The following is a 25,826-nucleotide window of genomic DNA, read 5'->3' as shown; positions in this document are numbered from 1 at the left end:
ATGCGCCGCGATCGGCGTCGTGGGCGCCGTCATCGGGTTCAGTGTGCGCAGCTTTCTTCCGCCGTTCGTCATCGACGACGACCTGTGGCGAGAGATGCTGGTGGGCCCTCCGCTGGCCGGTGCCTTCGCCGTCGTGGCCGCATCGATCGCCTTCTTCCCCGCCTTCCGATCAGCGCGCATCGCTCAGGACAATGCTGCGCGCGAACAGTGGTGGAAACGAGCGGAATGGGCGCTCGCCCGGGCGGATTCCACTAACCACACCGACCGCGAAGTGGCTAACGATGCCCTCACTGCTCTCTCTGTCGAGGCGACTGAGACCGAGTTCGCCATGGTCGTTCGAACCATCAACAACCTGCAGGATCTTGCCGATGTAGACACCACTACCGAGCCCAGGGAAAATAGTGGATGGAGGAGGTTGGTCCCGTGGGTAAATACAGCAAAATGAGCAAGCCGGCGAGAAGCTTGCAGAGTCGCATCGCCGCAGGGGAAGCCGACCCGATCAGTGATCGAGAACGGGAACAACTCCAGGAACTGCGCGAGCTCTATATCCGTCGGTTCGGTGTGGATCCGATATCGTCGCGGGCCCCGAAGACCTCCTAGAACGTGGACTCGCGGCCTGCTCTACGAGCGCAACGGCTTCGAGCGAGTAGCGGTCTTCAATGGGAGCCTCCGATCGCTGGTATCTGAACGTGCTCGATCAGAACACCCGATAGCCGCTCCATCACCACCAGGCCCGCACAGCTCAGAGAAACCGGCTTATAACCACCAAGGCGCCGGCCACCACCAGCACGATTCCGCCGACAAGCACGAATCGCTCCGACAGATGCCACTGCGAACCCTGCGGCGATCGCGCCGACATGGTCTGACGTCGCAGCACAAGCACGACCCCGACAGCCATGACGACGACGCCGAGCATCAGCCCGGGCCAGATTGTGAACTCCCCCATCTTCTGAACCTACTCGGTGATGACGAGGTGGGCTCCCACGCAGATTCACGCATGCGTCCAGAGGGTCGTCTTATGCGCCCTCGTCGACGTCGACGAGCCAGCCGGTGAGCGAAGGCCGACGTCGCTCCTGCGGCGGATCGATGGACAGATCGATGGCAGACGCGCGTGGATCTGTCTCCTCATCAGAGGTCACCCGCACCCCTCGGGCAGGAATCAGTCTCGCCGTCTCAGGAACCGACACGGTCTCGATCACGTAGCGCCGTGGCCAGATCTCCATGAACACACCTCAGGACTGACGTCTCCGACGGACTCGATGCAGGCGATTGGATCGATGTCCTGCACTCATTCGAAGGCGCACCGCCCATCGGGCAGGACCCGGCTTCGCGGGCAGACCTGGACTACCGATCGCAATGACAGACATGACGTCGATACAGGGGTGGTTCGTTTTTCGTGGCGACGGCGACGTGCACCCCGTGATCCTGCCAGACCCTAGGCTCTGAAGTCTGCTCGGTTAGGGATGGTCATCTCGACGTTGATTACGCTCGACTCTTCCCTCGGAGAGCCGACTTCAGGCAAGCTTCGATGATGATGCTTGCCTGGAAGATCGTCGGCTTGTTCTGGGGAGCGGCTTTCATCATCTGCTTCGCCAGCTACATCGTCGGGCATGCAACGTTCACCAATCCATACCCGTGGCTGCCGGCGGCTCTCATCATCTTGACTGCCGCGACTCTCGTGGTCGCCGGAACCCACGGCTGGAAATGGCTGAAAAGCGTCCGTACTTCGCGAGGCTCGTGACCCACGCGCTCCGGTCACGCCACCGTGGCTGCTCGTTCTCGGCCAAAGAAGCGATCCTCCTGCAAGATTGCACGCTGGACTTGATCTCGATGGACTGGGACAAGAAGACAGCACTCATGAAAACAAGTGGGGCGGACCCTCTGTTCGTTGATGCGGCGGAAGTTCTGTCCTTCAATTTCACACGATTCGAGCCATGGGGTGGCAGTTCTCGCGTGTACCAAGCAGAGTTCTACGCGGAGCACCCACTGGGCAACTGGCTGATGCTGCGCCTGCAGACGGGTGACTACATGGAACTCATCGCGGGGTCGATCTCCATTCGGTCCGGCGAGTAGGCGGAATGCCAGGGGCTATGGGACCCCACCGACCAGAGCCGCACCGAATGCACCAGTGCGAAGAATCCTGCGCACCGGCCCGGCACCAGTGGCCTACTTCCCAACCGGCGTTAACATGCGCGAGCCGCCGCGGGTAGGGCATGCTGTCCCGTATGGAACGACGTACTTTTCTGCACGCGGCCTGGGCTGCGCCGGTGCTCGCCGTGGCCGTAGTCTCGCCCGCGCGGGCCACCGGTACACCACTCGCCCGAGTCGAATGGCTCGGTTCGGACAGCACCCAGTTCGGCGAAACTGTCACACTCCGCCTCACGATCCCGGCCGGATCCTCAGCGATACGCAGGTTCGGTTACCTTGATGTCTCCACGGATGCGGAAGACAATACCGTTGAGCTCACAAGCAGCGGAGAGTGGCGGGGCACAGTCCCGAACGGCGAAGACAACCAGCGTTTCGCTCCCCGCTCAGCGTTCACGGAGAACAGCTATCTGTTCTTCATCACATTCGACAGCGACCAACCCGAGACCGTCACCTACACGGCACAGCTTCGGGAGAGGTACGACGACGAGGCCCTCTCCGACCCCGCCGTCCTGACGGTCAGCGCCCCCCTGGATCGGGCTGGACGACAACTCTCGCCACTGTCCAAGTGAGGTCGTTGACGCAGGTTCGCGACCCGTCGAGCTGATTGCCGATCGTCGAGACGCTCTGTCCCGCGACGCATCCCTCACCCGATCCAGACGCGCCCACGTCGCTACAGGCGCTTGCGGTGCTGCTTCTGGGCGTAGAGGGCACTGTCGGCGCGGTCCCGGATGGAGTGCGCCGTGTCCGAGGCCGTGCCCGTGGCCAGCCCGTACGACCAGCGCTCCGGCACCGCGCTCCGCATGCTCTCCAGCAGCTCCGCCGCCTGCGCCGTATCCATCGCCGGCAGCATCAGCAAGAACTCGTCTCCCCCGATCCGCACCACCGAATCGAACGGCCGAGCCCGCGCCACCAGAGACCCCGCGAACTCCACGAGCAACCGATCCCCGGCCGAGTGCCCCCGCTCGTCGTTGATCCTCTTGAAGTCATCGAGATCCAGGATCGCGATCGTCAACGGCGTCCCGGTGCGCGTAGCCCGCCCCAGCTCCACCTCGATGCGCTCGTCGAGCCCGGTGCGATTGAGCACCCCGGTGAGCGGATCGGTGCTGATCTCCCGGTCGAGCCGCACCCGCAGAAACGATGCCGCCTCGAGGCAGAACACCGACGCCAGCAGAAGGTTCAGCCAGATGATGAAGATCAGATCCTGCGAGTTGACGATCAGCGCGATCCCCGACGCACCGAAGGCCAGCCCGGTCACGAGCCGCGCGAGCACCCGGCGAAAGGACCAGCCGAGGTAGCAGGCCAGCATCGGCCACAGCACGAGGTTGTTCACGACACCGACGGGGGCAGTGGAGATAGCCACCTGCAGCGACGTCACCGCGAAGAACAGACACGCACCCCCGAGCCCGATCACCCGCACAGCCCGCACCCCGAGCAGCAACGGCAGCGGCGCCACCACGAGCGACACCACCAGCCACATCCACGTCCACCCGCTGCCGAACCCGCCGCCGGCGGTCGAGGTCATGGCATCGAGGAACCCACTCCCCGCGATCACGAACCCCAGCGCAGCAGTCACCCACGAAAACGGCGCGATCCCCCGCATGCTCATGCCTTCAGGAGCGTCGCATCGAGCTCCCCCTCAGGCAGAACGCCCTCCCGGAGCGCCGCCTCCAGCATCGACCTGAACGCGGCACGCCCGTTCTCGGTGGTGTAACGCCGCGAGAGAGGCAGAACACCCATGGTGAGCGTCCGCGTCGACTCCCCGTCACGCACCACAGCGTTGAGCGCGATGACGCGACGCCCGCGACCCGCGGGACCATACGAGATCGACTCCACGTCAGCCCCCGAGAACACCCCCACCAGCACGGGCTTCTCCTCGAGCACCCACAGCTCCATCACGTCTTCCCGCAGCAACCACGCAATACCCCGCTCATCCCCCATCACTCCCCCGCTGAGGCTCTCCACCTCCTCCGCTAGACCCTCCGCGCGCAGAGCACTGAAACCGAAGTAACCGGGACGAGAGGCGGTCAACGCGATCAACCGAGCGTCGGCCGTCGCTGCGAGGGCCCGCTGCGCCCGTCCGAACACCACCAACTGCCAGGCGACGACCACAACGGTGCCCACAACGCTCATCACCACCCACAAGCCGAGCACCAACCACCAGTTAGCCGCTTCACCCCTCTCGGCGGCGGTCGCGAAGATTATGGCGTGGATCATCGCCAGCACGAAGCCGCCCACCACCGAGAAGACCAGCCGCTCCCTGCGCCCCATATCGCACCCACCCCCTGGAGTTCAGAGTACGCACTGCGCTCGCGAAATCTCGCACAAGTTGGACACTGAGTCCCAACGCAGAGGGCGGGCCCGGGTCGCTGGCCCTATCTGACGTGCGTGTCCTGGGGCGGGTCAGTGAGGCGGATGTCGATATTCGGCCTCGAGAGCCAGCCGCCGACCATGAACCAACCGATGACGATGAGCAGTGCTAGAAGTCCCATGCGGCCACCGTAGGCACCGGTGTCGGCGCCGGCTCGGGCCTTTCGGGAGTTCGGGCCTCGGCGTAGAGTTCCGCGGGCTTGGCTGCCGCCTTGTTGCCCGGGGGGACGTGGGGTGGGTGATCACTGTGGGCTTCGGTTCGAACCATAGTCCCCCGCCCGCTGCGCGGGCTCCCGCCAGGCCCGATGCCTATGGCTCGAACCGATCACCCACCCCACGTCCGCTTGAGTCCGCACTCACAACGGAGGGGCCTCGCGGAAAGACGAGGCGTCGCCATAAAGCGGTCGAAGCAGATCTCCGAGGTCGACGTCGAAGGCACGGGCAACCCGGTACCAGGACTCGAGGCTGCCGCGAGATGCTGGCTTCTCCGGATTCCGCCGGGGCTTACCTGACTCCATCGAAACCAGCGTCGCCCGGCCTACCCCAGACCGAGCAGCAAGCTGGTCGTATGACCACCCTCGCTCATGTCGAAGTCGAGCAAGCTCCGCCCGCAACGCTTCGAAGTCGGGCTCGGGCACAGGGCTGAGATCAGACACCCACCCAGTGCAGTGGAATTACTCATTGCGGCTGTTATGGCTATCCATCACACTTGGCTAGCCATAACAGTCGAGAGGAATCGCTATGCCGCACATACCTCGCACTCTCACCTCCAACCGCTGCCGCAACTGCGGCGTCCGGCTTCGCGGCGAAGAGTTGCAACGCCCATGGAACGCATGTTCCAACGACTGCTCGGATGAGCTGTGGGTAGCACGCACCCCAAAGCGTCCACCTCTTTGTCGGCGCCCGGGTCCAGCGCGAGCCGCCGCCGATCGCCGACCACGAGTCCGCATTTAGCGACTAAATCGCACGGACTCTTTAAACGCCGAAGCCCCTACCGCAGTGCGGCAGGGGCCCCGGTTACTCGGGCGTTTGCGGGAGATGTTGGTTAGACGGAAGCCTTCTGGCGACGCACGACCGTGAGGACGATCACGAACGCTGCACCGAGGGCGAGCAGTCCGCCACCGGCCCAGAGGCCGAGAGCCGGGTCCATGGCACCCGTGTTGGGCAGGCCACCGGTTGCACCGGTTCCGCCACCGGAACCCGAGCCGGAGCCCGTGACGGTGATGAAGGCGTTGGCGACGGCACCGGAGCTGAGGCCGGTCGCGGTCAGCGTGTAGCTGCCCGAAGCGTTCTTCGGAAGCGTGACCTTGACGGACACGGCGCCGTTGGCGTCGGCGGACTTGACCAGCGCGGGGCCGGTCTCGACTGCGGTGACGACCGAAGCGAGCGTGGCGGAGGCGGCGCTCTCACCCGTGAGGGTGAAGGAGACGTCTTCGCTGGGCTCGAAGCCAGTGAAGTTGACGGTGACGGTGCCACCGGGGCCGACGGTCACGCCAGGCGGCGGCGTCGGGACGTAAGCCTGTGCGGCAGCCGGAACGGCGAAGACCGCGAGTACGGCGAGCACAACGCCCGCGAGAGTCTTTTTGATCATTTTAGAGTTCCCCACCCTTGATATTTTGAAGAGGTTCATCGCATGCAAACCGCGACATGCGACTGACAGACGATGTCGGTGATGCAGATGAATCTTTAGCTATGCTACTCGACTTCGCAGTCTGTGAAAGGCCCCTTTGTTTCTGTTGAGTAAACAGTGGGGTTCACGCCGGGCGTGATGACGGGCGTAACATCCGCCGAATCACCGGTCTGAGCGACGTATTCGACAACGACCGTGCGGCTCTCACCGGGCGCCAATTCGACCGGAAACCCTGCAACCAGGCGGTTCTGATCGCGTGCGCTGAAGAATTCGGCACCCTCGAGGCCGGGGTCGATGTCGCTGATGAGCACGGCCTCGTCGGGGTTCACACCCTCCGGCCCGTACACATAAATAATTGTTTTGACGTTACCGGCGGTTACCCCGTAGCTCCCTCCGCCGGTGACATAGGCCGGCAGAACTGTTCCCGCGTCGGCGGGCGCCGTGCTCGTCAGGGTCACTTCGACTCGGATTACAGGTCGCCCATCCGCTCGGCACTGGGAGCCTTCGATCGCGACGGCTGTGTCGAGGTAGTAGTCCATCTTCGCGCCGGTGGCGTCGTTCAGGTAGACACCGATTCCAGTCGAGCCCGCCTCCGTGCTGGGCAACCCGCCCGCGAGGGACGTGTTCTCCAGCACCTCCTGATCCTCGGGGTGAGAGCTCCAAAGCTTGAAACGCCCCTCCTCACCGGCCCGCACCAGGGCGGCGACTAGCTTCGCCGGGTCAAGGTCGCCCGACGAGACGCGATCGAACACTGCCCTTGCTGCTTCCGCAAAAACAGCGTCCTGAATCTCCGGCTCCTCAAACTGGGCGTACACGTCACTTAGGAGGAACTGCACGGCGTTCTCGCTCGTGAGTTCGATCCCGGTACTCGGGAGGGTGATGGGTCCAGTGGCCTCGAGCAGGTAGCTCAGCGCGACAGGATCGAAGGCGATGGCGCCGTCGGTCTGCACGCCGAAACGATCAGCCCACATGGTGGCCGCGATCTGCCCGCTGAGGTCGAATTGCGGCACGAGAGTGGTGTTCTGCACGAACCTGGCGGCACGATCGCCGTAGAGCGCCTCCGACTCCGCCGGCAGCGGCAGCACGGGATCGGCGTAGCGGAAATCGGATCCCGAGGCCTGCTGCGTGAGACTGACCGATCCGGCTGTGGTGGAGATCTGCGCCAGAGCACTCGTGATGCCGCCGCCGGAGCGGAGCTCGGCTGGGTTCTGGAAGAGCAGGAGGTAGTTGCGGTCTCCATCCTCCCCCAGCATGCTAGGGATGAGCGTGACTGCACGGTCGACCCCCTGGATGAGACCATCGGCCTCGACCACGGAATCGCGCAGTTTGCCGACGGCCTCGGAGATCAGGTCGATGGTGCCGTCAGTCTCGATGGCGCGAGCCTGGGTAGCCGCCTCGGAGAGCACGGTGCGCGCGGACGCGACGGTGGGCTGCGCGGCCACGAGGGGCTCGAGGTTGACCGCTCCGTTCACCGGCTGGAAGCTGTCGACGCCGATGTCGGAGACGTTCGACACCAGCGGATAGACGGCGTCGCTCGCGACGGAGTCGGTGATGGAGGCTGCCTGACGGACGGCGGTGAGGTTGGGCCCGGCCCACGGTACGAGCTCACCGAGTCGCCAGACGGGATCACCCGTGAGGTCGGCTGCCGCTCGGGCGTGATCGACGAGCTGCTGGGATGTGGCTGTCGCCTTCTCGACGTCGCCCGAGGCGAACTCGCTCTGGATGCGTGACGCGAGCGGCACGGCCGCCTGCAGCTCCTCGGCGGCGAGGTAGCCCCGCACGCCGATCCAGGCGACTCCGGCCACCAGGAGGATGGCGAGGCCGCCAATCGACCACCCGACGATGCGACGGGTACGCCGGCGACTGCGGCGCCTCTTCGACGACCCCGATCCCGATCGCGACCGCGATCGCGACGAGCCCGAGCGGGATCCAGACGACGACCCGGATGACCTCGAGCCGGATCCTGAACCCGAGGAACGAGACGACGATCGCGACCTGGCGGAGGAGGACTCGGACGACGAAGACACGGCCGATGAAGACTCGGACGACGAACTTTCACCTGTCTCCGACGACCCCGAGCTACTGCTCCTGCGCCGGGACCTGGGTCGCTCCCCCGGCTCCCAGTGCCGCATCCAGTCGTCGTTGTCGTCGCTCACGCGCCCCATTCAACCAGAGCGAGCCTGAAGGTCAGGGCCGACCCATTCCTCGGTAGGTCCAACCAGCCGCGCGCCAGGCTTCAGCATCAAGGCAGTTTCGACCATCGATCACGAGTTTTGATTTCGTCATCTGTCCGACCAACACTGGATCGAGTTCACGGAATTGCTTCCACTCCGTGAGGATCACGACCGCGTCTGCGTGACGCAAAGCTGATTCGACGTTCTCCGTGAAAAGGAGCTGAGGATGCAGTCGGCGAGAATTCTCGATCGCCTCCGGGTCGGATGCGACAACTTCGGCCCCGAGCCCGTGCAGCTGCACGGCGACATCGAGAGCCGGCGAGTCTCGAACGTCGTCCGAGTCAGGTTTGAACGCCAGTCCTAGAACAGCGACCTTCTTCTGATAGACCTCTCCACCTAGAGACTCGCGCACCATATCGACCACACGCTGGCGGCGACGAAGGTTGATGGCATCTACCTCTTTGAGGAACGCCACGGATTCGCCACGCCCAAGTTCTTCTGCGCGTGCCGAAAAAGCACGAATGTCTTTCGGGAGGCAACCGCCCCCGAAACCAACTCCCGCATTCAGGAATCGCCTTCCGATCCGTGCATCGTGTCCGATTGCGTCGGCCAACTGCGTCACGTCCGCTCCGGCCACTTCGGCAATCTCCGCCATTGCGTTGATGAATGAGATCTTCGTCGCGAGGAATGCGTTTGCGGCAACTTTCACGAGTTCTGCAGTGGCATAGTCCGTTACAACCAGGGGCGTGTTCTCGGAAAGGGCCTTTTCGTAAATGGAGTCGAGAAGCGCCTTGGAACTCTCACCAACCTCCCCGGGCGCGACGCCATAGACGAGCCGGTCCGGGCTGATGGTGTCTTTGACCGCGAAGCCTTCCCGAAGGAACTCCGGGTTCCATGCCAGCATGGCGCCCGAACCTGCATCGGTCACCACCGCAGCGAGACGGGCTGCAGTCCCCACCGGCACGGTCGACTTACCCACGACGAGGTCTCCCTCGGAAAGGTAGGGGAGAAGCGCGTCCACTGCTCCATTGACGTAAGTCAAGTCGGCTGCGTATTCACCCTTTCGCTGTGGGGTACCCACAGCAATGAAGTGGACCTTCGCACCCTTCACTTCTGACATGTCCGAAGTGAACCGCAACCGCCCAGTCTCCCGGGCCGAGGTCAGGATCTCGGGTAGTCCCGGTTCGTAGAATGGGGCTTCGCCCACGGACAGCGAGGCGATCTTCTTCTCATCGACGTCGACGCCAACAACGTCGTGCCCGAGCTCTGCCATTGCTGCCGCGTGGACCGCACCGAGGTACCCACAACCGATCACCGAAATCTTCACAACGTTCCCCATCCGAATGTCGACTAATCCACGGCGTTGTGGCGAACACGTCTATTCATATCACTTGGCCTCATCGGAGGCGGCCACGGATTGTGATTCGCGGGGTGCGTCCCCTGTACCATCGGCAATGTCGAAGTTGACTGCCAGAGCGGGAGTACGAAAGCTCCATGGCGACTCGGCCTCCCGCCGGCTCGCGTGCCGATGTTCGTACAGAATGAAGCGGAGTACGAGTTGCCAGTCAAGTCTGTGATCCGCGCCGCGCCCTCAAGGTCTGTCCAGGAATGCGCTCGCCCGACGCAGCGATCGACTGGACTCCGGTAAGTGAGCCCCATGAGTGGCTCCATCGTCGAGATCCGGCATACGTCGCTCTACGTCATTCGATTCCGAGGGTTGGAGAAATAGGTGAGCATCAATCCTCCGGATGGCAATAAAGGGCTTGGAGCTTCGGCTTCACGTGGGGCTGCGTTCACTATGGGCGGGCAGCTGGCCCGGATTCTTATCCAGCTCCTAACGGTCGTCGTCCTTGCGCGCCTGCTGTCACCCGAGGACTACGGACTCGTCGCCATGGTCACGGCTGTCATTGGAGTGGGTGAGGTCTTCAGGGACTTCGGGTTGTCATCCGCGGCCATCCAAGCCAAAACACTCTCCCATGCTGAGCGAAGCAACCTCTTCTGGCTCAACTCTGCAATCGGAGGACTGCTCGGTCTGATTGTGTTCGCTCTTGCGACGCCCCTTGCAGTCTTCTACGACCAGCCTGAAGTCGAACCGCTGACCCGTGTGCTCGCCATCGCCTTCCTCATCAACGGCGTTGGAACTCAATATCGCGCAGCCCTCACCCGTTCGATGAAACTCGGGAAACTGGCTGTTGCCGAGATTGCAGCACAGGCCGTCGGATTGATCGTTGGCGTGTCGACGGCGCTAGCGGGGGGAGGCTTCTGGGCGCTGGCAGCGATGCAGATCAGCCAAGCTCTTGCTGCACTCGCCCTGACGATCGTGTTCACGCGCTGGTTTCCGACGCGCTACAGCCGTTCGACACCGATGCGTGCCTTCCTCGGCTTCGGAGGCAACCTCGTCGCGGCTCAGTTGCTCACGTACGCCAGCCGCAACGTGGATTCGGTCGTCATCGGCAGCACGCTCGGGCCTGGGCCCCTCGGAATCTATAACCGTGCGTTTCAGCTTCTGGTGCTGCCGTTGAATCAGATCAATGCTCCATCGACTCGAGTGGCGCTTCCGACCCTTGCGAAGCTGCAAGACGAGCCTGAACGGTATGGCCGATTCGTCTTGGCCGGGCAGACGGTGATGCTCCATCTCGTGACCGCTATCTTCGCGCTAGCGGCCGCTCAGGCCCAGCCCTTGGTCACCGTCTTCCTCGGCACGCAATGGACCGCATCGGTCCCTGTCTTTCAAGTCCTAGCTGTAGCCGGTGCCTTCCAAACAGCTAGCTATGCGACTTATTGGGTATTCCTCTCTAAAGGGCTCACGCGCTCCCAGCTGAAGTACGCGATCGCGACCAGGCCGGCGATGATCTTGCTGATTCTCGTAGGTTCGAATTGGGGGGTGATGGGCGTCGCGGCCGCATATTCGCTGGGTGCCCTGCTGTCGTGGCCTGTCGGCCTTCTCTGGATTCGCAAGTCCGGAGCACCTGCTCTGCAGATGTTCACCAACGGCCTTCGCGCGACAATCGTCTACGGGCTGTCCGGAGCTGCCAGTTACATCGCAACTGCGTTGATCGGATTCGATAACGTGTGGTTCAACCTGGTCATTGGTGGCTTGGTGTTCGCCCTGACAGCAGCGCTGTTCGCACTGTGCGTGAAACCGTATCGCCGCGACCTCATCACGATTTTCGCGACGGTCAAGCTTCTGCGTCGGCGCAAACGCTGACAATGGAGATCATGTTAATTCTGTGCAACATCGAGCCAATCGAAGAGTCGCCTTCGATAGAGTGCTCAATGCATACAGGGTCGTTCGCAAAAGACTGCGAGGGGGAATCTGTAGCCGTGACGAGAAGCAAGCACATGACTGTACGTCTAGCGGGTTCTGCCTCGTCGGGCGCCCGAACTTCTTCCTTCTCGGGCGCTAATGTCGGCTGATATCCAGACTGAGCGGGTCTCACTCCTCACCACCTCGACGACTCGGCGCGGTGCGCCAGCGGCCGTCGTCCTAGCGGCACTGCTGATCGCGCGGACTTTCTCGGACACCGCAGCGATCGGCGGAGGGGCGGTCTCCGCACTCAACCTCATCATTACGTTGGGTGCGATCGTGATGGGTTTCGTGTTCTCACTGACTCCCTCCGGCCGCGGGGGGCGTGGCTTCGTGCCGGTGCTGCTGGTGTTCACACTCGTAGGTTGCATCTTCGCTGTAGGTACCTTCGGGGTGCAGTACGCCATCGTCGGCGAGTTGCTGAGGTTTACCTCGATACTCGGCATGGCTGTGATAGCTCGCTCGGCGGTGCAGGAACTCGGTTTCGAACGCCTGAGCGCGCTGGTGCTGGCAAGCGGGCTGCCCGCCGTATTCATTCTGGTCGTCGCGCTGGTAACCAAGTCCCCGCTCATCTACGGGGCTGGCACGTCGCGAGCGTTCGGTACTTTCAATCAGACGAATGGCGCCGCGGCCTTTGTCGCTCTCTATGCCTGTCTGGCGCTCTACATGCTGCTCAGAACTAAGCGTCCTCGCTACCTAATCCCTCTGCTGGTGGCCATGGTGGCGGCGGTAAGTACGCTCAGCTTGGGTGGGCTCAGCGCTCTTCTCGTCGGCGCGCTGGTTCTCCTTTTGGGGTCTGCTGCATCGCGGGGAGTCAAGCTCTTCGCATTGCTTCTCATTGCTGCAGGCGCTGTGGTCGCGTACGCGAGCGGGATTCTGAGCGCACGTCTAGCTGAGCTCGAAACGACCGTCTCCATCGATCAGGTGGCAGCTGGCCAGACGACGAACAGCCTGGATTGGCGCTTCTACAACTGGAAGCGTCTCATGGACATTTGGGCGGAGCAGCCTCTACAGGGCTGGGGTCTGGGTTCCACAAATGCAGCCATTCAACCAATCGGGAAACAGCCGCACAGCGAGTATGTGCGCGCGTTCGTGGAGACCGGTCTCATCGGGGTTTCGATCCTTGTGTGCGTTCTCCTCGTGTTCCTTGTCATGACGTTCGCAAAGTCGAGTGAACTCAGTCGCTGGGGAAAGACAATCGTGGTCACCACTCTGGCGGTTGTCCTGACGAACGCCATCGCTTCCAACACCATCTCCTACGTACCTGCCATGTATCTCGCAGTCATCATGTTCGCGATCGGTTTCGGCGATCGAAGGCCAGCCCTTGCCGGCGATGCCTCGATTACTTCCGAGCGTGGCGCGATTCCCCTGGCGAGGACACCATGAGGGTCGCCAAAGGTCTGCGACTCTCAAGCGCCGATACCCCCGTCTTTCTTGCATCGACCGGGGGCCACCTTGAACAGCTATATCGATGGGCTGATCGATGGGGCATGCTCGGTCGCGGAACGTGGATAACCTTCAAGAACGAACAGTCCACCTCCCTGCTCGAGAAGGAGAATGTGGTCTTTGTGGACTATGTCGCGCCCCGCGACATTCGTGGGGCCATCCGCACGGCCAAGGTGGTGCGCCAAGTCGTTCAGAAAACAGCAGCCGACGTGGTGGTGAGTACGGGCGCCGCTGTGGCCGTCTCAGGAGCCCTGGCAACGACGGGAAGGGCAGAGCGACTCCTCTATATAGAGTCGCTCGCTCGTGTCGACAAGCTATCCCTCACGGGGAAGCTCCTCAAGCGGTGGCCTGGCGTTGATAGGTACACACAGTCACCGTTACTCGAATCAACTCACTTCAAATACGACGGTTCAATCCTCGACGACTTCTCGATCGAAGATGTGCCACCGGTTCCCTCCGAGAAAGCTTTGCGAGTACTTGTCACTCTGGGCACGATCCGGCCGTTCGGCTTCGATCGCGTTCTCAAGGCTCTCGACAAGGAACTGGCAGCGGACGTTGTCACCTGGCAAATCGGCGAGTCCTCGTACATCCCTACGCACGGGCGAGTCGAGAAGTCGCTTGATCGGGCAGAGCTGATCGAAGAGACCAAGGCCGCCGACGTGGTTATCTCGCACGCGGGCGTCGGCTCTATCCTCGCCTCGCTTGGTTCGGGAAAGAGGCCGATCGTTGTGGCCAGGCTGAGCCGGTTCCAAGAACATATCGACGATCACCAGCTCGATATCGCAAACCTCCTCGGAGGCCAGGGGCTTGTCCTGCACCTGAAAGTCGAGGAGCTGACGCGCGAACGTGTAGTGAGCGCAACCGATGCGGTCAGCGTTCATTCGCCCCGACGTGAAGAGAATGGAAACTAGTGCCCACCCGGCTCATCTTTCACAAATTCGATCCCCTGACGCCCGCTCCCGGAGGCATCGATACCTGCATCCGGGGCATCATCAAGTACAGCGACCCCTCAGAAGAACTTCTGATCGTCGGCGTGGCTAGCGATGTCGGGGGAAGCCGTGAACTCGGCGCGTGGGAGGACCACAACCTTGACGGTCGCTCATTCCGATTCCTCCCCGTTGCGCATCTAGACCCAGGCAACCAGGTGCGGCGCGTTCCGCATTCGGTCGAGATCGCGCTGGGACTTCTCAAGTACCGACGCCGAGTGCCGTCTATCGACACGCTTCAGACGCATCGGGCAGATCTTGGTCTTGTCGGACCTCGCCTGATCAAGGCGAAGTCGCATGACTACTTCATTCACACCCAGGAGTCCGGCATTCTCGGGAAGGACTCCGATTCGTTCTGGAAGCGAGCGGGAAACGTCCATCGGAGTATAGAAAAATCCGTGGTGAAGCACGCCACAAGGGTGAGGGTGTTCAATCCAAGCTATGCGCCGGTAGTCGAGCAGTGGAATGCGGCCACCAAGTTCTCCCCGACATGGTGGGATCCCGCTCTCGTGCCTGAGCCGGTAGAACCTCGCGAGAAATCGATCGTCTGGGTCGGCCGACTCGAGCAGCCGAAAGTGCCATCGTTGGCACTGTCGACGCTGAAGCACCTTGCCACGAATCATCCAGCCTCCGAGTGGCGGCTGAGGATGATCGGGGCTGGCAACCTGCTCCCGGAACTCAAGTCGAATTCGAGCTCGTGGGGGTTGGAGGATCGAGTCGATTTCGTGGGTCGCCTACCCCCGACAGGCGTGATGGACGAGATGTCACGCGGGTCGATTCTCATGATGACCTCTGTTCAGGGTTACGAAGGGTTTCCACGTGTGCTAGTTGAAGGACTTGCAAACGGTCTACTCGCCGTCGTCACCAAGGGTGCGGACACGGGCGACCTCGTTGAAGATGGGGTCAATGGGTTCCGGACTGATCCTGACCCCGTACTTTTGGCTGCCGCCATCAGTGCGGCAGCGGAGCTGAACAGCTCGGACGCGCGCGCCTCTGTGAAACACCTCTCGGCGCCACGCGTCGTCGCCGATCTATACGCCTGAAACTCGCAGGGAGAGACCCATGAAAGCGCTCGTTACCGGTGCCGCCGGCTTCGTCGGAAGCAATTTGTCCGGCCGTCTCCTGGCCGACGGACATGACGTCGTCGGGATCGACATCGTCACGGACTACTACGACCCCACCATCAAGGAGGGAAACCTCGAGAAGCTCCACGGTGAGCCGAACTTCACGTTCCTGCGCGAAGACCTCAACGAAGCTGATCTGGACACAATCCTCGATGGAGTCGACGTTGTCTTCCATCAAGCTGGTCAACCCGGCGTCAGGAGCTCATGGGGTCACGAGTTCGACCTGTACACCCGCGCCAACATCGGTGCGACTCAACGCTTGTTGGAAGCTGCGGTGCGGAACGGATCCCTTTCTCGTTTCGTCTACGCGTCTTCCTCCTCCATCTATGGGAACGCCGAATCCTTCCCCACCAGAGAAGATGCGCGACCTCAGCCTGTCAGTCCATATGGCGTGACGAAGCTAGCGGCAGAACACTTGTGCTCGCTCTACGCGCAGAATTTCAACCTCCCCACCGTCTCCCTCCGGTACTTCACCGTCTACGGGCCAGGGCAGCGACCGGACATGGCCTTCACGAGATTCTGCAAAGCAGCGGTCACCGATGGCACGATCACGATTTATGGTCAGGGCAAGCAAATCCGAGACTTCACCTTCATTGATGATGTCGTGGAGGCGAATGTCCGTGCGGGTACAAGGAGCGTCGCTCCGGGAACCGTCTTGAACGTCGCCGGTGGAAGCAATATCTCCGTCAATGAGGTGCTTGAAACCATCGAAGGCATCCACGGCGCTCCGCTCCGGATTGAGTACTTGGACGGCGTGAAGGGTGATGTTTTCCGGACGGGTGGTGACACTACTCAGATTCAGGAGAACCTGGACTGGAGCCCCGCGGTGTCGCTCGTCGATGGGTTGAGATCTCAATACGACTGGGCAAAGCGTGTCTTCGGGGCGCACGGAGGTGCGTGAGGTCAGCTGCGTCATCCCCACCCACGGGCGGCCGGACCTTCTGACGGAATCACTGCAGGCGGTTGCAAACCAAACCGGGGTAACGGGCCTGCAGGTGATCGTGGTCGACGACATGAGCCAGAAGGCCACCGAACACGTGGTTACGAGTTTCGCGGCCCGATACCCTCAGATCGAGTTCGTTTACGCCGCCCGGCCCGCAGGTGGTGGTGCCTCCGCGTCCCGGAACTTCGGGGCCGATCGCTCCGACAGTGAACTTCTGGCATTTCTCGATGACGACGACATGTGGGAACCCGAGTATCTCTCCGCTGCGAGGAAAGCTCTCGAAGAATCTGGCGCCGCGATGGCGGTGGCGTGGATGAAGAGAATCACCAGGGGAGGTGAGGTTCTCCCCCATTACTCCATTGCATCCGAACTCGCCGAGACCGACGTGATTGCGCGCAATCCGGGCATCACGGGCAGCAATTTCGTCATTCGTCGCAAGAGCTTCGACCTCATCCATGGGTTCGATTCGAACCTGCCGGTGTCCAACGACAAGGACTTCTTCGCTAGGTTCCTTGCCGAATCCCTGCCTTACGTGGTCATCGAGAAGCGGTTCGTCTTCCACCGCCAACACAGTGACGATCAACTGACTAGCTGGGACGAGCGGCGAGCAGCCGGACTCGTCTCGTACCTTCACAAGTATCGAACAAAGGCGACTTTGCGAGATCGCCGATATCTGCGGAGACAGATCCACAGCATTCGGTTCAGGACGGCTGGCTCGCCCTTGATGAAGCTCGGCCACGTGGTGGGCTTGGCAGTGAACAGCGATCCTCGTGATCTTGCTCGAAAAGTCGTACAGAAAGTGGGAAGTCGACGATGAGCTCGATTATTCGTGTGCTGCACTCGGTGGCAGGGCCGGATGGAAAGACCCGCTTCATCGATCAGATGGTCGTAGGCGCCCCAGCGGACGTGACCCCGCTCTTCTTCTCCTGGAAGTCCGCGCTGCTCGGCGATTACGATGTGCTGCACGTGCACTGGCCGGAGATGTTGATTCGCGACCAGGCACAGTGGAAAGCCGCAGCGAAGCGCTTCGCGTTGAAGCTGCTCCTGTTGAAATTACGACGACGGTCCATTCCGGTAGTTCGGACTCTTCACAATGTGACACCACATGAGGCCGGACGCAGTTCTGCCGAGCAGCGGGCCCTTGGCGCGCTCGATGCAGCGACGACGCTGTTCATCCGGTTGAACCCAACTACTCCACTCCCGCTGCAACGTCCTGCGATCACGATTCTGCACGGTCACTACATCGAGCGGTTCTCCCACCACCCCGCCGCCGAGAAGGAACCCGGCCGTATTCTCTACTTCGGACTGATTCGCCCGTACAAGGGCGTTGATCGCCTGATCGAACAGTTCACCGCATCTGATCGAAGTGATCTGACCTTGCGTGTCGTCGGCAAACCCACCGCCGAGCTCAGAGATGTGATCCTCAGCGCATCTCGGAACGATCCCCGGATCACCTCGAGGCTCGAGTTCGTTGAAGACGCAGATCTGGTCGAAGAAGTTCGTCGAGCAGAGCTGGTCGTCTTGCCCTACCGTCAGGTTGAGAACTCTGGCGTGGTGCTGGTTGCGTTGTCATTAGGTCGGCCGGTCCTGATCACCGCGAGCCCTTCATCGTTGGCTCTTGCCGACGAAGTGGGCACCGAGTGGGTTTCGACGTTCGACGACACGTTCACCATGGCCTCGCTCGAGCGAGCCTTGTTGGCCGCCAAGGCAATCGATCAGTCTTCAACGCCCAACCTCGCGGGTAGAGAGTGGGATCTCATCGGCGAGCAACATCGTGATGCCTACCGAGACGCGATCACCAAGTGCCGAGCGATGCGCAAGAGGGGGAAACCAGGCAAGTCTTCTGTGTTCGTCTCAGCCGTCGGCCAAGACTCAAACGTCGGAGATTCAGTGCTGAGACGCGCATATCTTGATGCGCTTCGACACGCTGGGACGCTTCACGTCCTTACAGGCGATAACTCATCCTCGTACATCACTGGCCTTGGGTTACAGGACCATGATGTTCCGTATGCTTCCCGTCGAGCGTGGTGGAGGGCCGCGCTCAAGTCAGCGGCATCCGACCGGACAGTGATTGCATACAATGCCGGAGAGATGCAATCCAACCGGAGCTTTGCCATCTCGTATCTTCGACACCTTGCATTGTTTCAGCTGGCACGCCTGCGCGGTGGGCACGGGATCCACATAGGTATGGGAATCCGCCGGCACACGCGACTGAGCAAAGTGATCGGCCTCCTCCTCAAACCGGCAGCAATCGTCTCCTGGCGCGACGATTCGAGTCGACGATGGTCTCGAGTCGGGGAAGTGAACCCGGATTGGGCGTTCGCGACTGGTCCCGTTTTTGGTGCCGCGAGTGTCCGCCCCAGACGCCTTGCTATCTCGCTGCGAGGTGATCGAGGCAAGCCATCAAATGAATGGGTATCGACAGTGAAGAGCTTCGCCGAGGCAGAAGACCTCGACGTGGAGATGATCGTGCAGGTCGAGCGTGACGCGGCGCTAGCGGCAGCTCTGGCGGGAGAAAACGGCTGGGCTGTTGTCGAATGGAACGGCGCGGATCACATCGATCAGGAGCGTCTTGTCCGCGAACGATACTCTCAATGTGCTGCAGTCATCAGCGATCGCCTCCATGCACTGGTGATCGGCGCCACAGAGGGAGCCGTGCCTCTCGGGTACTCGCCATCGTCCACGGAGAAGATTTCAAGGACATTGAGCGCTGCCGGATTCGCTGATTACATGTTCGACCAGGGAGCACACGGTGAATCCGCGGTGATTCGTATGCGCGAACTTCTGGCCCGGTCGTCTGAGACCTCCGATCTGGTTCACGCCGCCCGTGAACGCCTGAACGAAATGTCCGCACGGATCAAGCGACTCCCCTAGGCGCTTCGGCATGAGCGATGAGACTCAGTTGACCGGCAGCACTGGCAGGTCACGTCCACCGCGCATCCAGATGAGCCGTCGGCAAGCGATGATCGCTCTTGGACTTGGCTTGATTGGCGGCGGTGCCGCAGCGGCAATCGTGCTATCAGACGGCCTCAAGCCTGCTCGAATGGTAGGAGCTGTTACTCCACAGGATTACGGCGCGATTGCTGATGGAACGTCTGATTGCACCGATGCCATTAATCAGGCTTTCAAGTCTGGCAGACCTGTGCACTTCCCCAGCGCTCAGGCGAGCACGTACGTCATTTCCGGCACGTTGTTCATCGAGAGCACGAACCGCATCACCTTCGACAGGTCGGTACGCATCGTCGCAACCACGGACGACCCGATGCTGGTTGGAATCGATCCCGCCGGCGACCTCACGATCACCGGACACGGCGCAATCCTGGATCTGAATGCACAGTCCACTGCAGGCCTGATCCTCAAGTCGTCCGGTACTCCAGACAGCAATTCGTCAATGCGCCGAGTCAACTCACTCGCAATCGCGAACAATCGTGACGTGCGGACTGCCGCGGCTGCAGTCGAGATCCGTGGGCTCCAGAATGTCACCCTCGAGGATGTGGAAGTAGCTGACTACCGAACGGACGCGCCTAAAGGCGATGATCTTCAGGTCTACGGCATCGGCTTCTTCTACTGCACCAATGTCGCCGCCGTGGGCTGTTCAATCCGCCGTGGATGCATCGGATTCGAAGTGCAAGCGTGCTCGGGAATACGCCTGGAACGATTCTCCGCGGTGGATCTCGATGACAATGGGATCTACGTGCTCTCCGGCTCGGACGGCGTGGAGATATTCGATGGAGAGCTCATTCGGCCGGAAGAAGGAATAGTGGTTCTCTCTCCTGCCGTCAGTATCTCCAACGTGCTGATAGAAGGATCGACCAATAAGGCGATCAGCCTCAGGAACTCCGATGGCGCTCGCGTCGTCGACTGCACCTTCCGCGACAATGCTGTCGCAATCGGTGATGACGGTTCACTCCGAGAATCCCGCAACGTGAGGATCTCCCGAAACACCTTTGAGACTCCTGTCCACCGTTCCATATATCTCGTCGCTCTGGCTGACTCCGATATCTCGGCGAACAGCTTTTCAGGCGGCGAGGGCATCACTCATATCCGCTTGCAGAACTCGAAGAGAGTCACTGTCCGCGAGAACTCCTTCCGGGGAGGACCTAGCGCAGATTCGACAGGAGTTCGGATCGGCACCGCAACGTCCGACTGTGCAGTAGAGGACAACAAGTTCGACCGACTTGCAATCGGGATCGTAATTGACGATGCTCTGGGCTCTCGCGAGGTGCGAGTCGACTCCAATGACTTTTCCCGCAGCGTTGCGCGAGACGTCGTAGCGGATTCCTGAGGCACCGAACGGGTCAGTACGCTCCGTCGGACCTCAGAACGGCCCGTATGGTTCGCCACATGATGGCCAGGTCGCCGGTGAGAGACCAGTTCTCCACGTAATAGAGGTCCAGCCTGACTGTGTCTTCCCACGAGAGGTTGGACCGGCCACTCACCTGCCACAATCCCGTGATTCCTGGCTTCACAAGGAACCGGCGATGAACGTGCGATTCGTAGAGATCTACTTCGCGTTGGAGTGGCGGTCTAGGACCGACCAGAGACATTGACCCGCCGAACACGTTGAACAACTGGGGCAGCTCATCGAGGCTGAAGCGTCGCAGAAACCTACCGATGGGGGTGACTCGCGGATCGTCCTTCATCTTGAACAGAACGCTGTTGCCGGAATCCCGCTTGAGTGCTTCGAGATCACGTAACCGCTGTTCCGCGTCGATGACCATCGAGCGAAACTTCAACATGTTGAAGGATCTCCCGTCGAGGCCCACGCGCATCTGGCGGAAGAGGATGGGCCCTGGAGTGCTCAGCCTGACCGCGATAGCGATGGCGGCTAGGACTGGCGAGAGCAAGAGGATCGCGACTGCAGATGCAGCCAGATCGAACACCCTCTTCGCGAACTTCTTGCCGCCCTCATACCGAGGTGTCTCGACATGGATGAGTGGCAGGCCTGCAACCGGGCGCGTATGGATGCGTGGGCCGCCGATATCGATCAAGCTCGGCGCGACGACGAGGTGCTGGCGCCCAGGCTCGAGGCTCCAGCTGAGCTTTCGAACGCGATCCGCGGGGAGACCGTCAGCACTAGAGATGAGCACGGTGTCTGCGCCGCTGTACTGCATCGTCTCAACCACGTTGTCGAAGTCGCCCAAAATGGGCACACCGGTGTCGAACAGCTCTGCCCCGGCGGTGTACACCGGGACGCACGCACCTACGACCTGGTAACCGGCCAGCGGCCGCGACGTGAGCTGACGGGCGATCTCAGCCGCAGATTCCGGAGACCCAACAAGAAGGACCATGGAAGAGTACTGGCCATCGATACGCTTCACACCCAGCCACTGGCGCCACATCCACCTCGAGAAGAGAAGCACGACCAGGCCGAGAGGAAAGGCGATCAGAATGTACCCTCGCGCGAGATCGATCTGGAAAAGGAACGCGACGATGGCGACTAGGCCAAACAGACGCAATGTGGCGTCCGCTACGAGGCGATACTCCTGAAGCCCGGTTCCGAGCACACGATATCCGCGAGTTCCGTACACCTGAAGAGAGATGAGCCACAGAATCAAGATCACGACCGAGATCGTCGTGTAGCTCACTGCCAGGTCGCCTGGGCTGTTCCTCCACGCGACATCACTCGCGCTGAATCCGAACCATGCAATCTGGACGCCGAAGATCACCCACACGAGAACAAGAACATCAGTGATGAACATGCGCACGGCGAACTCTCGACGCCAGTCTCCCTGAGGCCCAGGCAGTGCGCTCTTCACTGCTCCCCCAGCGTCAGTCTTGCCCTCAACCATGGTTCCCCTATCATGCGCGAATAGACGAGAACCACGTCGGTCTGGGGAAATCATAACGGGATTGCAGCCTCAAATAACCAGTCATAGTTCAGACCAACTCGCGCCACCGTCAGCGGATGTGAAGACGGCGTCGCCGGCCCATAGCCACAGTGAACCGTTACTGCTCGCGAGACCTGTTGAAGGCTGGTCAGGCAGTTGAAGACACTCGTTTGTGGTGTCCTCTCCTGCTCGCGGCAGTGCCGAAACTGACACGCCTGAGCAGCCGCTCGACGAGACAGTTGCAGAGTAAAAGGCGCCTGTCGAAGCGTCGACCGCAACAGAAGCAGTCGAATCCGTCGACACATTCGACCATGACTTTGTCGACGGGTCGAGAAGGTACTGCCCATCCGCGCACGTCACGATAATCGAACCGCTGCTGCCAACTGGGTTACGGGACTCCGCGCAAGGAGTCGCCACCGACACTCCGTGGTCTTGTATGAGAGCTGGGTCCTTTGGATCGATGAAGAGGGCCTCGTTCAAGCGATCGGGGTACGCCTGCCAGAACTCCCCGCCTGTGTAGCTGGAGATCAGCGTGACATCACAAGTGGCCCCTTGAAGGGCAACTACGTTAATCTGCTCCGCATTCGGAGCCTCAATGGAGATAATCGCGCGAACGTCGATGCCGTCGAAGCTTGCCGGGTTCCACGTCGCGCCGGCGTCTCGAGTGACTTCGAACACCGGAAGCGGATCTCCACACCCACTGGTGGATGAGCGAGCACCCACGGCACCTGCGAAGGCCATCAAGCGCTGCGGCTGCTGTTCGATCGATTCCGTTGCTGACGGGGTGGGCGTTGACGAAGGAGCGCTAGGCACCCCCCACGTTGGGATTGGGCCCGGAGCCTCACCGCGACCCTCGATGTATGGAGCACGCAGGGCAAATATGACCAAGAGCGTTGCTATGACCGCCAACACCACAAGGGCACCAACCATCAGTAATTGGCCCATCAATGCTTGCGATCTCCGGGAGCGCACCGCTACTTCGTCTTCAATTCTGAGGTCTTTTTACCTGCGCGAGGAGCCTTCTGGGGTTCGTCCGAATATCCGTATCCGTACCCGTACCCGTAGCGCCCGTAGCCATAAGAGTCTGGGCCTCTGGTTGGCAGCATCGTCATCACTACTCCGGCAACCTTGGCCCCAACCGTGCTCAACGCTGTTACGGCACCCTTCACCTGATTTCGATGCGCTCGACCTGCAGCGACGATCAGGAGAGCGCCGCCCGTGTTGTTCGCGAGTATCGACGCATCTGTCACCGGCAACAACGGTGGCGCATCGAAGAAGACTATGTCGAAGGTGTTCTCGAGAGACTTGATCAGGGCGATCATTGCCTTTGAACCGAGAAGTTCGCTCGGGTTAGGGGGTACCCGTCCGGCCGGCAATACGTAGAGATTCGTCTCCCCCCATCGTTGCACCACGGTGTTCAGCTCGGCCCGCCCCACGAGAACGTCGGTCAGTCCCGCCCCACCTTCAAGCCCAAGATATTCGGCAAGCTTCGGCTTCCTGAGGTCCGAGTCAACAATGATGACCTTTTGTCCAGACAGCGCAGTCACGATGGCGAGGTTTGCCGCAGATGTGCTCTTGCCTTCCCCTGGGATCGAGGAGGTGATGACAAAGCTCCGCCGCTCACCGATATTGAGGAACTGGAGATTGGTTCTCAGGGTCCTGAAGGATTCCGACCGAGGGCTCCTCGGGTCGTCTTTGACGACCAAGGGGCGTTCAGATGTGCTTGCGTCAAAGGCTATGCCGCCGAGTATCGGTGCATCGGTTATGGCCTCGACATCGTGTTCATTGCGAATCCGGGTGTCCAGGACCTGTCGGAGAAGAGAAAGACCGACTCCTAGGGCGAGCCCGATCAGACCGCCGAGGGCGATGTTGAGTGGCACGTTGGGCGAGAACGATGAACCCGGAATCGTCGCCTGCTGCAGAGTGGTCACCTTGACGGGTGCTATACCATCAGCGTTCTCGGGGACCAGCTTCGATACGACATTACTGAAGCTTGATGCAACTGCGTTCGCAACCTCTGCTGCAAGCCGAGGCTCCTCACTCGTCGCAGTGATCTCGACTATGACGGTGTCAACCGGAGCGGACGCCGTGACGCGCTTTGCCAGATAATTGACGTCGACATCGAGACCAAGCGAAGCGATCACAGGCTGCAAAACAACAGGCGTCGTGACGATATCCGCGTAAGACTGAACCTGATTTTGCGCGAACGCTCCACCCTGAGTTAGTTCGCTCACGGTTCCGGAGGATTGCACCGAGATGAAGACCTTGGACGTCGCCTGATACTCGGGAGTCTTGATTATCGAGTACCCGGCACCTGTGGCCACACCGACAAGGGCAAGACTCAGGATGATTATCCAGCCCTTGCGCAAGGCCCGAATGTAATCGCGTAGCTCCACGCAGTAATTCCCTCTCCCCAGTTTCCTGGTGCGGAACACCAGCCGTGCTTCACCATGGTCTCATACGCCACTGCGCTAAAGACTACGAGGAGGTTTCGGCGAGGAAACATGCTCAATACATTCCTCACTCGCTCGTGGGTCAGATGAGACCCTCGAAGTTCTTGCGCGCCAACTCGCGAACACGCGGCAGAGCTCGACGCACAGCCTCCTGCCGTCGAGCGATCTCCTGAACAGGATCCGGGACAAGCGAGTCGATGACCGCACTGCTGAACCCTAGATTGGGCTCAACACACAGATCCGGCTGCTCGAACATCTTCGCGAGCCCAGCCACCTTGCCCTGGGTAGACAGGACGAACGCAGGAACGCCTTGACCTAAAGCCATCACAGCGAGATGCATCCGCCCGGTCACGACTACCGAAGCACCCGCGGCAATCCCTCGGACCTGGCTTGGCGAAAGCTGTTCCTCAATTAAATGACCCGCAACTCCCGCTTCATCCATGGCCGCCATCACCTTGCGACAGCTGTCGAGGTCGTTAGCGGAAGCCCTCAGCACGTGCGGTACAAGCACAATCGAGAACCCCGCTCCCTCGAAGTATTTCGCTATCTGCAAGTAGTCGGGGACTTGATTGACACGCTTCTGCACCAGGGCGCTGGCGTTGAGGACAACGAATGGGCGTTCACCGCCGAGTCTCTTGCGGACTGCCTCTAGGGCCGATTCATCACGATCATCAGCGCAAAACACGATGTCTGCGGACTCCTGCAGGCCTTGTACGGCTGCACCTTCGAGCCGCCCAAGTGATTCAGGATCGCGGACCAGCAGCTTGACCCCAGCTCGGCCGGCCGCAGCCAGTGCTTTCTGCACCTTTCGAGGTGCGTGCCCGTTCCAACTGAATCCGAGCAAACGTGCGTCGATCCCAGAGCGACTCACATTCGTAAGCATGTGTGCGCGGCGAATTGCCGCCACTTCCCCGTAACCGCCATCCATCATGTCAGCTCCGACGACACTGAACGAGAGTGCGCCGCTACAGAGCTGAGCTAGCTTGCGCACGTCTCGCCAATGGCGTACTGGATTTCGCCCGTAGACGACGTTTGGGAGGGCTACGATCTTCGCGTCCGGGGTCAAACTGTGTGGGAGTTTGAGCGACTTCAACGAACGGGTGACGATGACAACCGGGCCATCGACTCCCGCTACGAAAGTCTCCGTCATCGCCTGGTCGCCAATGTTTCCGTCGGCAGGGGGCGCTAGCAGCACGTGGTGGTCCCCCTGCGCCGCTTTCGAGAACGACCACCTGAAGATGAATCGCCCGACTATCCCCTCGGTTCCCGTCCAGTTCCAAACCCTCGTCAAGCGAGTGCGAACATCCATGTCTGGTAGCTCCCATCTTGTCGAGCTCAACCCGACACATCTGACGAAGAAAAGTCGCCCTCTAGCTCTGATAGCCGGCTTGGGCGCTCCCTTGAACGCGACTTGGGC

General features: G+C 61.1%; 23 protein-coding genes. 13 read left to right on the top strand and 10 right to left on the bottom strand.

What is annotated here, in order from left to right; genetic code table 11:
• The first annotated feature begins 19 nt into the window (after positions 1-19).
• A complete protein-coding gene (locus tag ACEXQC_RS17600; protein ID WP_374825356.1) occupies positions 20-445 on the top strand; it encodes a hypothetical protein in 426 nt (141 codons plus the stop codon).
• Between the two features lie 297 nt (positions 446-742).
• Here the strand turns inward: ACEXQC_RS17600 and ACEXQC_RS17595 are convergent, their stop codons facing one another.
• Positions 743-946, bottom strand: coding sequence for a hypothetical protein (locus tag ACEXQC_RS17595; protein ID WP_374825354.1), 204 nt, complete (start codon positions 944-946; stop codon positions 743-745).
• A gap of 582 nt (positions 947-1,528) precedes the next feature.
• Between ACEXQC_RS17595 and ACEXQC_RS17590 the strand changes: the two genes are divergently transcribed.
• From ACEXQC_RS17590 to ACEXQC_RS17580, 3 genes are all read left to right on the top strand, one after another.
• A complete protein-coding gene (locus ACEXQC_RS17590) occupies positions 1,529-1,741 on the top strand; it encodes a hypothetical protein (RefSeq protein ID WP_374825352.1) in 213 nt (70 codons plus the stop codon).
• Complete coding sequence (locus tag ACEXQC_RS17585; protein WP_374825350.1) at positions 1,738-2,073, top strand: hypothetical protein; 336 nt, start codon at positions 1,738-1,740, stop codon at positions 2,071-2,073. The genes ACEXQC_RS17590 and ACEXQC_RS17585 overlap by 4 nt, the downstream gene beginning before the upstream one ends.
• Positions 2,074-2,225: 152 nt before the next feature.
• Positions 2,226-2,717 carry a hypothetical protein gene (locus tag ACEXQC_RS17580; protein ID WP_374825348.1) on the top strand — a complete coding sequence of 164 codons (492 nt, stop codon included), beginning with the start codon at positions 2,226-2,228 and terminating at the stop codon, positions 2,715-2,717.
• Positions 2,718-2,818: 101 nt separating this feature from the next.
• On the opposite strand, the gene ACEXQC_RS17575 is transcribed toward ACEXQC_RS17580, so the two are convergent.
• The 5 genes from ACEXQC_RS17575 to ACEXQC_RS17555 all read right to left on the bottom strand — a co-directional run bounded on the left by ACEXQC_RS17575 (position 2,819) and on the right by ACEXQC_RS17555 (position 7,950).
• Entirely contained in the window at positions 2,819-3,670 is an 852-nt protein-coding gene (locus tag ACEXQC_RS17575) for a GGDEF domain-containing protein (RefSeq protein WP_374825346.1), read from the bottom strand.
• An 80-nt stretch (positions 3,671-3,750) separates the two neighbouring features.
• Positions 3,751-4,416 (bottom strand): hypothetical protein, encoded by a 666-nt coding sequence (locus ACEXQC_RS17570; protein WP_374825344.1) that lies wholly within the window; start codon positions 4,414-4,416, stop codon positions 3,751-3,753.
• A 455-nt stretch (positions 4,417-4,871) separates the two neighbouring features.
• The gene (locus ACEXQC_RS17565; RefSeq protein ID WP_374825725.1) at positions 4,872-5,153 is read right to left on the bottom strand and encodes a helix-turn-helix transcriptional regulator; all 282 of its coding nucleotides are present in this window, start codon (positions 5,151-5,153) and stop codon (positions 4,872-4,874) included.
• Positions 5,154-5,560: 407 nt separating this feature from the next.
• Positions 5,561-6,106 carry an LPXTG cell wall anchor domain-containing protein gene (locus ACEXQC_RS17560; protein ID WP_374825342.1) on the bottom strand — a complete coding sequence of 182 codons (546 nt, stop codon included), beginning with the start codon at positions 6,104-6,106 and terminating at the stop codon, positions 5,561-5,563.
• Between the two features lie 104 nt (positions 6,107-6,210).
• Positions 6,211-7,950, bottom strand: coding sequence for a DUF4012 domain-containing protein (locus ACEXQC_RS17555; protein WP_374825340.1), 1,740 nt, complete (start codon positions 7,948-7,950; stop codon positions 6,211-6,213).
• 37 nt (positions 7,951-7,987) lie between these two features.
• On the opposite strand from ACEXQC_RS17555, the gene ACEXQC_RS17550 reads away from it, so the two are divergent.
• A complete protein-coding gene (locus ACEXQC_RS17550; RefSeq protein WP_374825338.1) occupies positions 7,988-8,329 on the top strand; it encodes a hypothetical protein in 342 nt (113 codons plus the stop codon).
• A gap of 3 nt (positions 8,330-8,332) precedes the next feature.
• Here the strand turns inward: ACEXQC_RS17550 and ACEXQC_RS17545 are convergent, their stop codons facing one another.
• Positions 8,333-9,646 (bottom strand): UDP-glucose dehydrogenase family protein, encoded by a 1,314-nt coding sequence (locus tag ACEXQC_RS17545; RefSeq protein ID WP_374825336.1) that lies wholly within the window; start codon positions 9,644-9,646, stop codon positions 8,333-8,335.
• 402 nt (positions 9,647-10,048) lie between these two features.
• Between ACEXQC_RS17545 and ACEXQC_RS17540 the strand changes: the two genes are divergently transcribed.
• The 8 genes from ACEXQC_RS17540 (at position 10,049) to ACEXQC_RS17505 (ending at position 20,410) form a co-directional block, all read left to right on the top strand.
• Complete coding sequence (locus ACEXQC_RS17540) at positions 10,049-11,527, top strand: lipopolysaccharide biosynthesis protein (protein ID WP_374825334.1); 1,479 nt, start codon at positions 10,049-10,051, stop codon at positions 11,525-11,527.
• Between the two features lie 198 nt (positions 11,528-11,725).
• Positions 11,726-13,012 (top strand): O-antigen ligase family protein, encoded by a 1,287-nt coding sequence (locus tag ACEXQC_RS17535; protein WP_374825332.1) that lies wholly within the window; start codon positions 11,726-11,728, stop codon positions 13,010-13,012.
• Complete coding sequence (locus ACEXQC_RS17530; protein ID WP_374825330.1) at positions 13,009-13,983, top strand: glycosyltransferase; 975 nt, start codon at positions 13,009-13,011, stop codon at positions 13,981-13,983. The genes ACEXQC_RS17535 and ACEXQC_RS17530 overlap by 4 nt, the downstream gene beginning before the upstream one ends.
• Positions 13,983-15,101, top strand: coding sequence for a glycosyltransferase (locus ACEXQC_RS17525; RefSeq protein ID WP_374825328.1), 1,119 nt, complete (start codon positions 13,983-13,985; stop codon positions 15,099-15,101). Before ACEXQC_RS17530 ends, ACEXQC_RS17525 begins: the two co-directional genes overlap by 1 nt.
• A gap of 19 nt (positions 15,102-15,120) precedes the next feature.
• Positions 15,121-16,083 (top strand): NAD-dependent epimerase/dehydratase family protein, encoded by a 963-nt coding sequence (locus tag ACEXQC_RS17520; protein WP_374825326.1) that lies wholly within the window; start codon positions 15,121-15,123, stop codon positions 16,081-16,083.
• Complete coding sequence (locus ACEXQC_RS17515; RefSeq protein WP_374825324.1) at positions 16,076-16,942, top strand: glycosyltransferase family 2 protein; 867 nt, start codon at positions 16,076-16,078, stop codon at positions 16,940-16,942. The genes ACEXQC_RS17520 and ACEXQC_RS17515 overlap by 8 nt, the downstream gene beginning before the upstream one ends.
• Entirely contained in the window at positions 16,939-18,999 is a 2,061-nt protein-coding gene (locus tag ACEXQC_RS17510) for a glycosyltransferase (protein ID WP_374825322.1), read from the top strand. Before ACEXQC_RS17515 ends, ACEXQC_RS17510 begins: the two co-directional genes overlap by 4 nt.
• Before the next feature lie 10 nt (positions 19,000-19,009).
• Positions 19,010-20,410 carry a right-handed parallel beta-helix repeat-containing protein gene (locus tag ACEXQC_RS17505; protein ID WP_374825320.1) on the top strand — a complete coding sequence of 467 codons (1,401 nt, stop codon included), beginning with the start codon at positions 19,010-19,012 and terminating at the stop codon, positions 20,408-20,410.
• A 13-nt stretch (positions 20,411-20,423) separates the two neighbouring features.
• Here the strand turns inward: ACEXQC_RS17505 and ACEXQC_RS17500 are convergent, their stop codons facing one another.
• The 3 genes from ACEXQC_RS17500 to ACEXQC_RS17490 form a co-directional block, all read right to left on the bottom strand.
• Positions 20,424-21,917, bottom strand: a complete 1,494-nt coding sequence (locus tag ACEXQC_RS17500; protein WP_374825318.1) for a sugar transferase — start codon at positions 21,915-21,917, stop codon at positions 20,424-20,426.
• 1,013 nt (positions 21,918-22,930) lie between these two features.
• A complete protein-coding gene (locus ACEXQC_RS17495; RefSeq protein WP_374825316.1) occupies positions 22,931-24,352 on the bottom strand; it encodes a tyrosine-protein kinase domain-containing protein in 1,422 nt (473 codons plus the stop codon).
• Between the two features lie 139 nt (positions 24,353-24,491).
• Positions 24,492-25,559: a polysaccharide pyruvyl transferase family protein gene (locus tag ACEXQC_RS17490; RefSeq protein WP_374825314.1), complete on the bottom strand. Its 1,068-nt coding sequence runs from the start codon at positions 25,557-25,559 to the stop codon at positions 24,492-24,494.
• Between the last annotated feature and the right edge of the window lie 267 nt (positions 25,560-25,826).

It is taken from the genome of Herbiconiux liukaitaii (assembly GCF_041927495.1).
In the GTDB taxonomy this organism is placed as follows: Bacteria; Actinomycetota; Actinomycetes; order Actinomycetales; family Microbacteriaceae; genus Herbiconiux; species Herbiconiux liukaitaii.
The sequence above is the reverse complement of the archived record's forward strand: the minus strand, read 5'-3'. Positions and strand labels throughout refer to the sequence as shown.